This is a genomic window from Alteromonas stellipolaris, assembly GCF_001562115.1.
In the GTDB taxonomy this organism is placed as follows: domain Bacteria; phylum Pseudomonadota; class Gammaproteobacteria; order Enterobacterales; family Alteromonadaceae; genus Alteromonas; species Alteromonas stellipolaris.
Genome location: NZ_CP013926.1, coordinates 3,694,818 through 3,707,160, shown reverse-complemented (window position 1 = coordinate 3,707,160; position 12,343 = coordinate 3,694,818). Strand labels below are relative to the sequence as shown.

The following is a 12,343-nucleotide window of genomic DNA, read 5'->3' as shown; positions in this document are numbered from 1 at the left end:
CTTCATCTTCAGCGCTTATAAATTACATGTATTGGGCAGCGCTTCTATAAATGCATCCATGTGGACTTTGATGATTACATTGATAGAAGCACTGTTGTTGAAAGGTAAAATAAGGATCCAAACCGTGCAGGGCGAAGTAGGCAAGAGTAGTAGTAAGATTGATTTCTTCAGATTAAGGGGATAGTTATGACAAATACCCGAACAGAAAGTGACAGCATGGGGGAGTTAGAAGTCCCTAGCGATGCGTTATATGGCGCCCAAACACAACGCGCAATCAATAACTTTCCAGTAAGTGGTGAGCGAATGCCGCTTACTTTCATTCGCACCCTAGTGACAATTAAAAAAGCCGCTGCAATTGCGAATAGAAAACTCGATACACTTGATGCTGACATTGCCGACGCTATCGAACAAGCCTGTGACACATTACTGAGTGACCCTGAGTTACAGCAGCATTTCCCTGTAGATATATTTCAAACAGGCTCGGGGACTAGCACAAATATGAATGCCAATGAGGTTATCGCTAACTTGGCGAATCAACGACAGGGTAAACGTGAAGGGGGAGTGGTTCACCCTAACGATCATGTGAACAACGGGCAAAGCTCAAACGATGTTATTCCCACAACTATTCATGCAAGTGCCGCCATTGAAGTGTCAGAGTCGCTTATCCCTGCTATTACTAGGCTAATTGATATTATAGATACCAAAGCGAATTCAGTGTCTGACTATTGCAAAACGGGCCGTACACATTTAATGGATGCTATGCCGGTTAGGATGGATCAAAGTTTACGGGCATGGTCTGCGCAGCTTAGCCAGCAGTTAGAAACAGTAAAAATGCTTCAACCCGCCATTCAAACGTTAGCGCAAGGTGGAACAGCAGTGGGCACAGGTGTAAATGCACATCCTGACTTTGCTGAAACCTTTGCTAGTAAGCTATCTGAGCTTACTGGCATCGCATTTACCCCTGCTGAGAATTGCTTTGCATTAATTAGTTCGCAAGACACTGCGGTAACCTTATCTGGCGCAATAAAATCTCTCGCGGTTACCTTAATGAAAGTTTCAAATGACTTACGCTGGATGAATTCAGGGCCACTTGCCGGTTTAGGTGAAGTATCGCTACCCGCATTACAACCAGGGTCATCTATTATGCCGGGCAAAGTGAACCCAGTAATACCCGAAGCGGTGGCAATGGCTTCGGCGCAGGTGATAGGGAACGATGCAGCCATAACAATAGGGGGGCAGTCGGGTAATTTCGAGCTTAACGTTATGCTACCTATGATTGCCGATAATTTGCTGTCGAGTATTAAGCTAATGTCGAATAGCTGTGTGCTGTTGGGCGAACAGGCCATTGAAGGATTTACAGTCAACCAAGAAAACCTTGAGAAAGCATTGGCGAAAAATCCTATTTTAGTGACTGCGCTTAACCCTATCATTGGATATGCGAAAGCCGCAGAAATAGCGAAAAAAGCTTACAAAGATAAAATGCCTGTTATCGATGTTGCTGAAGCGATGACTGACTTGCCAAGGTCTGAATTGGAATCGTTGTTAGATCCTAAAAAACTGACTGAAATTCAGCGTTAAGGCTGTTAATAGGGTGTTGAAACTGGCTTTGATACGCCGGTTGAAACGCTCTATGGACAAAATGTTGATTTACAAAGCGTGGCGCTCCACGCTTTTTTTATGGGTTTCGAATGTTATTTTTGGTCGATACTAGATGCCTAGTGCAAAGGAATGCTAGATTGTGATTGTTTTGTGAGCAGTTGTGCGCTTGTTAAGCGCTTGCCTATTGCCGATGAAGCGGAATTTGATAGAGTGCATACTCGCTTTAAGCCCTCATGGTTGGGCAGTTGAGCAATAAAAATTACTCAGGAATAATTAATGACAGATACATGCTTTCGCATGAAGGGCACCACACTAACCAGCATCGTGTTAGAAGTGATCGATTTTGATCCAGATACCTTTGAATCTCAGCTTGCTGAAAAGGTAAATAGTGCACCCCAGTTTTTCACTCGTTCATCGCTAATTTTGCATTTAGTCAAATCACTGAATGCAACCGAGTTCGAGTTGCTCGTTGCATTGTGTCGACGCTTTAAACTTCAACCTATGGCTGTACGCGGTGAAGTAGGGCCTCTGAGAAGTATCATCAACGACTTGGGCTTAGCGGATGTTAGCCAAAGTAAATTTACAGAAAGCTCGTTGAAAACCACAAAACCTGAAAGCACCACGTTAAAAGAGCAGGCCGCGAATGAGCCTGCAGCATCCACTCCAGTTTCTTCACCAGTGCCAACACCAGCACCTGCCACTAAACCAGTAAAGGTTATTAGCCGCCCGGTACGCTCAGGGCAGCAAGTATATGCTGAAGGTGGTGATTTGGTCATTACCGCGGCAGTAAGTGAAGGGGCAGAAGTACTTGCAGATGGAAATATTCACGTTTACGGCACACTTAGAGGCCGAGCTCTGGCGGGCGTAAAAGGCAACGTGCATGCCCGCGTTTTTTGTCAGTCGTTAGATGCAGAACTTATTTCAATCGCTGGGCAATTCATTATGCATGAAACCGTAAAAGCATCATGCTGGAAACAGCCCGCACAAATCTATTTAGAAGAGGACACGTTACGCATTGAGCCTATCGCCTAAGTGTTAACGTATTCTACAAGGAATTAAAAATGGCAAAGATTATCGTAGTAACATCGGGTAAAGGTGGGGTTGGTAAAACCACCTCAAGTGCGGCTATCAGTACAGGTTTAGCCTTAGCGGGTCATAAAACCGTCGTGATCGACTTTGATGTGGGTTTGCGTAACCTTGATTTGATCATGGGCTGTGAACGCCGAGTGGTTTACGACTTCGTTAACGTGATAAATAAAGAAGCTACACTGAAACAAGCGCTTATTAAAGATAAGCGTACCGACAACTTGTTTATTCTGCCAGCATCGCAAACCCGTGATAAAGACGCGCTTACCATCGATGGTGTTCAAGCCGTACTTAACGAGTTGAAAGAAGATTTCGACTTTATTATTTGTGATTCGCCAGCGGGTATAGAACAAGGCGCCCAAATGGCATTGTATTTTGCCGATGAAGCTATCGTGGTTACTAACCCAGAAGTATCTTCGGTACGTGATTCAGATCGTATTTTAGGTATTTTGCAAAGTAAGTCTTTGCGCGCTGAACAAGGAAAGCCGGTAAAAGAGCATTTATTGCTTACCCGCTACAACCCTCAGCGAGTAGAAAGTGCAGAAATGCTGAGCGTTGCTGACGTTGAAGAAATCTTAGCCATACCATTATTGGGTGTTATTCCTGAATCAGAAGCGGTACTTAAGGCGTCTAACCAAGGTCAGCCAGTTATTCTAGATTTAGAAGCTAACGCAGGTCAGGCATATTCAGACGCCGTTCGCCGTTTGTTAGGTGAAACCATTGAACATAGATTTCTAGAAGCAGAGAAGAAAGGGTTCTTTAAACGCCTGCTAGGAGGCAAGTAATGAGTATTTTCGATTACCTACTCAAGAAAAAGGAAAAGCCGCGCACTGCGGCCGTGGCCAAAGAGCGGTTACAAATTATTGTTGCGCATGAAAGACGCAAACGTACTGAGCCTGATTATCTGCCAATGATGCAGCAAGAAATCATTCAGGTGATACGCAAGTATGTGAGCATTGCAGATGACCAAGTATCGGTACAGTTGGAAAGCAGTGACGATTGTAGCGTGCTAGAACTAAACGTTACCTTGCCTGAAAACTAGAGCTCATCTAAGCTTCCCAGAGCCAACGACTTGCCATAAATAATGCTACCCATGTTTTGGTAACAAGACATGGGTAAACTGCTGTCGTTTATTTGCTTTGGTCTAACGTTATACCAAGTTGCTGCTTCGCTAAATGCACCACGGTAGGGTCGATTGGCGGTGGTTCTACTGTCACGCCTTCACTCAGCGCCTCAACAATGGTTTTTAACACGCTAATACGAGCAAACCATTTATGCTCAGCCTGTATCACATGCCACGGCGCCATTTGAGTATCGGTTTTATCAAACATCTCTTCTATGGCAGTAATGTAGTCATCCCGTCGGCCACGATTTCGTATATCTTCTTCGGTAAGCTTCCAGCGTTTGTAAGGGTTACTTAAGCGTTCTTCAAAGCGCTCTAATTGCTCGGCTGCTGAAATATGCATAAAGAGTTTTATAATTGTCACGCCGTCGTCAATTAATAGTCGCTCGAACTCGTTAATCTCCTGAAAGGCTCTTTCCCATGCAGGTTGTGGTGTGAAGCCTTCAATGCGTTCGACCATGACTCGACCGTAGTAAGAGCGATCGAAAATGGCAAGCCTGCCAGGTGTGGGGAGCCGAGTTTGAAACCGGTAAAGGTAATGGCGACCTTGCTCTTCTGGTGTAGGTTTGGCAAAGGGGTGAACTCGAAAACCGCGAGGATCGAGTTTTTCGGTCACCCTTCTAATCGCGCCGCCTTTTCCTGAGGCATCCCATCCTTCAAATACAATAATTGCGCGTCGGCCTTGGTGGTAGTAAGCCTGTTGAGCATGGAGTAACTTTTTTTGCCAGCTCTTCAATGCCTGTTTGTAGTGTTCATGTTCATCAATAGCGGGTGCTTGTGCTCCTTCTGGCAGCCTAAGCTTACGATTTTGAGGGGAAATAGAAGATACTGAATAAGTCATGTTAGTCCCGTCGGTTTCTTTTTAGAGTATGCCTTAAGGCCATGAGTGTCCATGTCGCCACTTATTTTCATGCTAAATGAAAGGCACTAGCTATTGTTTCAGTTAGTTTCACCCCAATAGTTGATAGCGTTACTCAAGTATTAGATAATTGGGTTATCGATGCGTGTACGCTAATGCGTGCAGGTGCACATGGTTAATGAAGAGGTGAGTATGTCTGTAGAAATGGCGTTGCCAATTGAGTTCTCTGATGCAGCGGCGACAAAAGTAAAAGCGCTCATCACGGAAGAAGAAAATCCTGCGTTAAAACTGCGGGTTTATGTTACTGGAGGCGGTTGCTCAGGCTTTCAGTATGGTTTCACTTTTGATGAGAAGGTGAACGACGGCGATATGACAATTGATAAAGATGACGTTACCTTAGTGGTAGACCCTATGAGCTTGCAATATTTAGTGGGCGGCGTTGTTGATTATGTTGAAGGTTTAGAAGGGTCACGCTTTTTAGTACAAAATCCAAATGCAACCACTACCTGTGGATGCGGCGCTAGTTTCAGCGTGTAAATGATTATCGGGCGTACACCGCATCTTGGTGTATGCTTGTCTCGCCTTTACAGTATAGTGCTTTTCTCCTCGTTAATTTTATGGCTAAACTAAGTGTGTAAATAAATTCACTCAGGTTGAAGCTATGAAACTGTATGGTTCGGTAACATCTCCATTTGTACGTCGAATTCGCGTAGTACTTTCCAACACGCCCCATGAATTCCTCGATTTACAAATATTCTCTGGGGAAGACAGAGCGCTACTCGCATCACGAAACCCCACCTTGAAAGTGCCTTGCCTAGAAGACGATGGGCAACTCATTTTTGATTCTAGAGTTATTTATAGCTATTTGGCGAGCAAACTCGACCATGACTCTCTGTCATGGGAGGAAGAAAACCTGCTTACTCTGATAGACGCAGCTAACGATTCATTCGTGCAATTGATGCTACTTAAGCGCTCTGATATCGATATCAATCAAGATAAGCTCATCATTCGTTTGCAAAAAGAACGTATCGAATCGGTTTTTTCATCACTGTCTAAGCAGCTCGAAGCGGGTGGTTTTAGTGGCTGGACGTATCCTGAAATATGTTTGTACTCAATGGTAGATTGGGTGCTATTCAGAGAATTGCACAGTTTTAAAGACTATCCTTTGTTACTGGAATTCCATGAAAAACACCGCGACCGTATAGAGTTAACCGCTACCGATCCCCGTCAGTAGCCTTTGTTAAAATCAAATTGATATAGAAGCGGTTCGTTGGCCATATAGCGTGTTGCGTTTGTAACAAACACGCCAGCTACATCCTCAGGTGATGATACTGCCGCAGTATGTGCAGTAATCACCACCTTGGGGTGGCTCCAGAACGGGTGCTGCTCTGGCAGGGGCTCTTGGGTGAATACATCAAGAACGGCGGCTCGCAGTTGCCCGCTATCTAATGCGTTTAGAAGCGCATCATCGACAATCGCACTTCCACGCCCTGCGTTGATAAACACACTGTGTGGCTTTAGTGCTTCAAAGAAAGCTTGGTCTAATACCCCTGTAGTCGCGGGGGTATCTGGCATCAGGTTTACTACATGATCGACTTTCTGAGTAAACTTGAGCAAGTCAGTTGCTGCATAGACGTTATCGAATCCCTCTATCGCTTGACCGCTTCTCGTTAAGCCAATTACTTTCATTTCAAAGCTTTTGGCCACGGGAATAAGTGCTTGGGCTATTGAACCTGCACCTAAAATGCCAAGGGTTTTACCCGTAAGAGGCGCGCGAGGACTTTCTTCCCAAATTGGGGGTTGGTGATTTTGGTTATGCGCGAACGCTGGAATATTGCGAGCGTATTGCAAAAGGTAGGCAAACACATATTCGCGCATTAGTTTTCCAAACACACCTTTTACGCCAGTGAGTATATAATCGCTTTTGTCCAAATTAAGCAGCGGTGCATTGCCAGCCCACGTGGATTGACACCATTTCAAGCCCGAGCATTGGTCGATAACTTTAGCCGCCAAATTAGGAGCGGCAAGTAATACCTCAACCTCGTCAGGGTTAATTTGTTCAGAAGTCGTAACGGCTTGGCAGATATGCAAAGTATTAGGCGTGGGCCATGCATTTGCTATTTCCTCTGCTAGTGCATTGGCATCTTCACTGAGAATAGAGACGTTGAGTGTAGGCGATTGAGTTGACATAAGTGAGCCTTAAGAATCTTTATTGGTGGCTTTTACAATTAGCACACGAATACATAGCTTAAATAGTTAACGCAGAATAGATACTGCTAGTGAGGATACCCTAAGATAATCATTCACATAAGGCAACGCTACCGCTCGAACTAAAGAAAATGTCGAACATAGCCGATAACAACCTAGAATCCTTTTCTTCTAGGGCCTAAACTTACCAAGGCTCTAGGTTTTTTTACAGGCGACGTAACATGTTTCAATTTACCCTGAATGTATCCCTTCATGCGCCCATCTCTTTTTTGTTTGCAGCATTCCACGAACCTGAATACTTATCTGAATGGTTTGCGCCGGGTAATTGTAAGGTATCGCAAATAATGAGTAGCTTTAAAGAAGGCGGAAGGTATCGCATAAAATTGCTTGAACCCAACGGGGTAGAAATCGCACTAACTGGCGAATACGTGACTATTTTAGCTAACGAGAAGCTTGTGTTTTCTTGGGCGTGGGAAGATGGCGTAGAAGAAACCGTCATGAGCTCAGTGGAAATTTTATTTGAAGAAACGCGCGAAGGAGAAGTGGCGTTAACGTTAATTCATAGTGGTTTCAATAACCAAGAAGAATGCGACCAGCATCAATATGCATGGATGTCTTGCCTAGAAAAGCTTGCAGTATTAGCCGATAAACAAGTGGCGTTTAACTAGTGCGCTATTACTAGCGAACAGTATTACTAAAGATATAAAAAAAGCAGTCATGAAATGACTGCTTTTTATTAACTGATTACAAGATATTTGCACCAGTAGTGAGGTTAACCTTATAAATTAGGTTACCCTTATTTAGGTTAACTCTATTATTTAGGTTAAAGACTCCATGGCTGCTTTGCCGCTTTCTTCGCGGTAAGTATTGTAGTCAGTATAACCTTCTTCACCGCCACCGTACCATGTAGATGGGTCATCAAACGCCGCCAGCGGGTAGTTGTTTTTAAACCGTGTCGGTAAATCTGGGTTAGTGATCCAAGGTCGCCCGAAAGCAATCATGTCGGCATCACCGTCGCTAATACGTTTCTCTGCCTCTTCTTGGGTGTAACCACAGTTACCTATTAACATGCCGTCGAACAATGCACGAAACTCAGCAAGTGTCATCGGCTCACCGCGTTCATGGAAACCAAACGCTAGGCCATCCATCACATGTAAATAGCCAAGGTTAAGCTTATTAAGTGCTTGGGCGACATAAGTGAATGTATCGCGAAAATCATCTGCACCCATGTCATTAAATACGCCGTTAGGCGATAAACGCACACCGACTTGCTCTGCAGGCCAAATCTCTAGTACAGCGTCCATCACTTCACTAAGGAAGCGATATCGATTATCTACGCTGCCGCCATATTCATCACTACGTTGATTGCTGCGACTGTCTAAAAACTGATTCAGCAGGTAACCATTAGCTGCATGAACTTCTATACCATCAAAGCCTGCAGCTTTAGCATTAACCGCTGCATGTTTGAAATCAGCAACCGTCCTACGAATGTCATCTTGTGTCATTGCTCGTGGCACTTCGTAAGGTTTCTTACCTTTTGGTGTGTGAATTTCATCACCCTCAATGGCAATAGCGGAAGCAGAGAAAGGGAGGTCGCCGTCATGAAAGTCACTGTGAGAGGCACGGCCTGTATGCCATAATTGAAGGATAATCTTGCCGCCAGCTTCATGCACTCTTTCGTTAATAGAGCGCCATCCTTCTACCATTTCATCCGTATAGATGCCGGGGGTGTCTACCCAGCCAATACCTTCTTCTGATATAGCTGTCGCTTCGGTAATAATAAGGCCCGCATCGGCGCGCTGTACGTATTGGTCGCCCATGATTTTGTTAGGTATGCGGTCACTACCTGCACGGCCACGTGTCATTGGTGCTAATACCATGCGGTTTTGAAGCGTATTGTCTGCCCACTCTAGAGGCTTAAACAGAGATAACTCTGACATTTGTCGTTCCTTTTAAAACTGTGTGTTAGTGATTACAGAAATGGACGCGACTTGGATTGATTCAAGATGAAAGGATATGCCGATTGGCACTAACAAATAGCAAAATGAGTGCGAGGAAGGCGAGGGGTACCCTGCGAAGTTAGTAATGCAGATGTTAATAGCGTAATCCGAAAGAGGCGTTAACTAATGAAAAAGTGCTAAAACTAAAAAGAAAAAAGGCCATCAAAATGACGACCCATGCGGTGGAAATGAGAGGGGGGGCTTTAACTAGCGCAGTAGTAACCCTGCAAGGTTCACGTCAAATCGTACGCCCACCACCCATACATCATCTAACGATTGAAGGCGGTCACGCTCGCTAAACTGGTCAGGATTGATTATATAATGCACGTTAGGTTGAACCCGTATGTTGTCATTAATATGAATGCCATAACTTAACTCCATCATTGTTTGACTGCTTTCAGGGCGACCTAAACCACCTTTTGCTTCGCGCAATATACGTTGGTCTTCAATGGCATCTTTATTGTAAAACTGTTGAGTGACGACAAAGCCTATAGTGTCTTCATCTCTTCCTGTGAAGGTACCGCGTTTAACAAAGCCTGCTTTAATATATTCATCTTCTATGAGCTCACCAGATGTGCCCGCTAACACGGCACCAAAAATAGTAACACTGCGTTTAGAATTTAAATTTGGACGTAAAATGGTTTGCTCGAATCGGGCGAAAATACCAGAGCGCCCATTTTGTGTTGCATAGTCATTACCGGTGACAGCAGCAAAATTACCATTCTCATCTTTAGCTGGATCGGTATAGTCCGCGCCATCATACCAACCGCCAATTTCATAGCGTTTTGGGTAGGCGTCATTTTCCCATGTAGTTTGATAGCCCAATGTCACAGGTACGACTACGCCAGTAGATTCATCCGTTGACCAATCAAAGCCATGATCACTCAAATCTTGGTGAGGAGTGTTCTCTTCATACACTCCAGTATGAAAGTAGATTTCAGGCGAAAGCCAGTACTTCGCGTGACCTCCCCAACTTGAAACAGGCCACCATGTAAAGTTACTGGTTTTAAATACAAAGGTGGGGTTACCGCAGGCAGAATTCGTTTGAAAGTACTGACATAGCTCTGAACCAAGAAAGCTGATGTTTGCCACGGTTCTGCCAACCTCTACTTGTAGCTGGTCGTCAAAAAAGCTTTTCTCTACGGTAAGCCTGGCTAAACGGGAGTTTTGGCCGCCATAGATTTCTTGAACAGACGTACTGCTTCCAATATGTGTAGCCGCTAGGTTTTGTCCGTGACGATTAGTAAATGCCACATGGACTTTAGTATTTTCCCAACCTGCAAATTTTTCTAAGTCTATTTCTGCGCCCAAAAATAATTGACCAGCATAAGCACTCCCTTCACGCTTACCCCCATCAACATTAGCAGCGGCTTCTCCCGTGTAGCTAGCCAGCCATTCTATGTATTCCGATGTATCTTGAGCAGAAAATGCAGGATAAGAAAAACTGACTAATAAATAGCAGGAAGTAAGTGTAAGTGGCTTTAAAGCCAAAGTTTTTTGCTTTAACCAATGAAAAGTATGCTTCATATCTTACCCTTAGAGTTGATTGAACGTGCTTATAACTTGCACTTATCTTTGTGCTCATCACGATGTTTCTATTTGTTTCCAACGCCTAGAACAAAGTGAGCTCAAGTTACATCGTGTTAACAGTTTCGTATGGGAAACGCAATTTAATGCAGTTAAAGGAATAAATCAATCATGTTTATTTATTTTTATTTTACAAAGGTGTTAATGGTTGAAGTGAGGCAGTATGATGTTTTGTTAGTGCGGACATACAATTTTTATAGACTTTTGTAGTATCTTTTGCAGGTTTTAATGCAGTTTAAACCTTGTTTATTATAAAGAATTAATAAGATTTGGAATGATATGGATAATTGAAGTGATCGCATTGATGTGAATTTGTTGTGACTTTTGTAGTCTGGTTCGTTATTAAATAAGTCTTGTTGATTTATTGACATGGACATTTTTTGTTGTTTAAATTGCTCAACAAATTGTTTACAAGATGAGGTTGGGGTGATGCAAACTAAAACGCCTATAGTTTCCAGAGATATGCTATTGCCGTTTATTCTATTGACGGTGTGTTTTGCTGCATGGGGTGTTGCCGCCAACATGACAGATCCACTAGTGAAAGTCTTTAGTAAGATATTTACTATGTCGTCACTACAATCGGCCTTAGTTCAGTTCGCTTACTACGGTGCTTATTTCTGTTTAGCGATACCCGCAGCCTTTATTAATAAACGATACTCTTATAAAACGGGTGTGCTAGTAGGGCTAGGATGTGCTGCAGCCGGTGCCTTTCTATTTTACCCAGCAAGTCAGACAATGACATATGGCTTTTTCCTGATGGCCTTGTTTGTGATGGCCGGTGGGTTGTCTATTTTGGAAACGTCCGCTAATCCTTATGTCATGGCGATGGGCAACGAGCAAAGCGCCACCAGAAGATTGAACCTAGCACAGGCATTCAACCCTGTAGGGACAAACTTTGGCGTATTCTTAGCCGCTACGCTCATACTACCTAATCTGAATCAGGCGTCAGCTGAAGAGCGAAGTGCTATGTCTATGACTGAGCTAAAATCTGTTATAGGTGCTGAACTGGATGCAGTGATGATCCCCTATGTCGCTATGGCGTGTGTACTTCTAGTGGTTTGGGTTGCCGTAGCTTTGATTAAAACCCCTGTGGATGAAGCCACTGAGTCTAAAGCTGACGATATCGATATCGCAGCATCATTGAAGCGCCTAGTGGCGAATAAGCATTATCGCTTTGGTGTAATGGCGCAGTTTTTCAATGTAGGCGCGCAAACCTGTGTGTGGACTTTTACTATCCAATACGTCATGAAAGCGATTGGGGGTAACGAGGTGCAAGGTGGCGATGTACTTCAATACAGCATGATAGTGTTTCTTATTTCACGATTTGTGATGACGTGGGTAATGCAGTATCTCTACCCAGCACGACTGCTTATGGTGATGTCACTGGTGGCAGTAGGTTTGTGTATTGTTATGACACAATCGCCAAATATCGTTGGTGTGGTGGCACTAATTTCAATATCTGCATGTCTATCGCTAATGTTTCCTACTATCTACGGCATCGCATTAGAAGGGCTAGGGAAAGATACTAAACTTGGCGCGGCGGGCTTAGTAATGGCTATTTTAGGTGGTGCAATTATGCCACTCTTCCAAGCTGCAATTATCGATTCAGCAGGTATTGTCGTTTCTTATATTGTTCCTGCTATATGCTTTATATTTGTGGCTTGCTATGGACTGTTTGACATTAAAGCAGTTAAAAGTCCTCAGAAAGTATCCATTGACGATTTGAAGACCAACAATTTGAAGACAAGCATGGCGAAGTAATACTTACTTTACTGTAGTGATGCTCATCATGATTTAAAAAAATGCCAGCCTTTGCTGGCATTTTTTTATGTGAGATGAACGGCGAAGTAGATTGGCACAAGAAGCAAGGATCTAATAGTT

The 12,343-nt window shown here is 43.8% G+C and carries 12 protein-coding genes; 8 read left to right on the top strand and 4 right to left on the bottom strand.

Annotated features, from left to right (window positions below):
* Positions 1-186 precede the first annotated feature (186 nt).
* The 4 genes from AVL57_RS15820 (at position 187) to minE (ending at position 3,727) form a co-directional block, all read left to right on the top strand.
* Positions 187-1,578 (top strand): class II fumarate hydratase, encoded by a 1,392-nt coding sequence (locus AVL57_RS15820; protein WP_057789725.1) that lies wholly within the window; start codon positions 187-189, stop codon positions 1,576-1,578.
* Positions 1,579-1,875: 297 nt separating this feature from the next.
* The gene (minC, locus tag AVL57_RS15815) at positions 1,876-2,631 is read left to right on the top strand and encodes a septum site-determining protein MinC (protein WP_057789727.1); all 756 of its coding nucleotides are present in this window, start codon (positions 1,876-1,878) and stop codon (positions 2,629-2,631) included.
* A 29-nt stretch (positions 2,632-2,660) separates the two neighbouring features.
* On the top strand, positions 2,661-3,470 hold the full coding sequence (gene minD, locus AVL57_RS15810) for a septum site-determining protein MinD (RefSeq protein ID WP_013782808.1): 810 nt from the start codon (positions 2,661-2,663) through the stop codon (positions 3,468-3,470).
* Positions 3,470-3,727, top strand: a complete 258-nt coding sequence (minE, locus tag AVL57_RS15805) for a cell division topological specificity factor MinE (protein ID WP_057789728.1) — start codon at positions 3,470-3,472, stop codon at positions 3,725-3,727. Before minD ends, minE begins: the two co-directional genes overlap by 1 nt.
* Positions 3,728-3,815: 88 nt before the next feature.
* Here minE and AVL57_RS15800 read toward each other — a convergent pair whose 3' ends face one another.
* On the bottom strand, positions 3,816-4,649 hold the full coding sequence (locus tag AVL57_RS15800; protein ID WP_057789729.1) for a polyphosphate kinase 2 family protein: 834 nt from the start codon (positions 4,647-4,649) through the stop codon (positions 3,816-3,818).
* A 210-nt stretch (positions 4,650-4,859) separates the two neighbouring features.
* Between AVL57_RS15800 and erpA the strand changes: the two genes are divergently transcribed.
* Together erpA and AVL57_RS15790 are read left to right on the top strand one after the other, a co-directional pair.
* Positions 4,860-5,204 carry an iron-sulfur cluster insertion protein ErpA gene (gene erpA, locus AVL57_RS15795; RefSeq protein ID WP_013782811.1) on the top strand — a complete coding sequence of 115 codons (345 nt, stop codon included), beginning with the start codon at positions 4,860-4,862 and terminating at the stop codon, positions 5,202-5,204.
* Between the two features lie 124 nt (positions 5,205-5,328).
* On the top strand, positions 5,329-5,901 hold the full coding sequence (locus tag AVL57_RS15790) for a glutathione S-transferase family protein (RefSeq protein WP_057789730.1): 573 nt from the start codon (positions 5,329-5,331) through the stop codon (positions 5,899-5,901).
* On the opposite strand, the gene AVL57_RS15785 is transcribed toward AVL57_RS15790, so the two are convergent.
* Positions 5,895-6,857: a D-2-hydroxyacid dehydrogenase gene (locus AVL57_RS15785; RefSeq protein ID WP_057789732.1), complete on the bottom strand. Its 963-nt coding sequence runs from the start codon at positions 6,855-6,857 to the stop codon at positions 5,895-5,897. The two genes, AVL57_RS15790 and AVL57_RS15785, sit on opposite strands and share 7 nt — an antisense overlap.
* A gap of 239 nt (positions 6,858-7,096) precedes the next feature.
* Here AVL57_RS15785 and AVL57_RS15780 point away from each other — a divergent pair, with 239 nt between their 5' ends.
* Positions 7,097-7,543 (top strand): SRPBCC family protein, encoded by a 447-nt coding sequence (locus AVL57_RS15780; protein ID WP_057789734.1) that lies wholly within the window; start codon positions 7,097-7,099, stop codon positions 7,541-7,543.
* Positions 7,544-7,693: 150 nt separating this feature from the next.
* Here AVL57_RS15780 and AVL57_RS15775 read toward each other — a convergent pair whose 3' ends face one another.
* Entirely contained in the window at positions 7,694-8,815 is a 1,122-nt protein-coding gene (locus tag AVL57_RS15775; RefSeq protein WP_057789736.1) for an alkene reductase, read from the bottom strand.
* A 267-nt stretch (positions 8,816-9,082) separates the two neighbouring features.
* Positions 9,083-10,402, bottom strand: a complete 1,320-nt coding sequence (locus AVL57_RS15770; RefSeq protein ID WP_082604826.1) for a carbohydrate porin — start codon at positions 10,400-10,402, stop codon at positions 9,083-9,085.
* Between the two features lie 489 nt (positions 10,403-10,891).
* Between AVL57_RS15770 and fucP the strand changes: the two genes are divergently transcribed.
* Positions 10,892-12,223: an L-fucose:H+ symporter permease gene (fucP, locus tag AVL57_RS15765; RefSeq protein WP_057789737.1), complete on the top strand. Its 1,332-nt coding sequence runs from the start codon at positions 10,892-10,894 to the stop codon at positions 12,221-12,223.
* Positions 12,224-12,343: the final 120 nt, after the last annotated feature.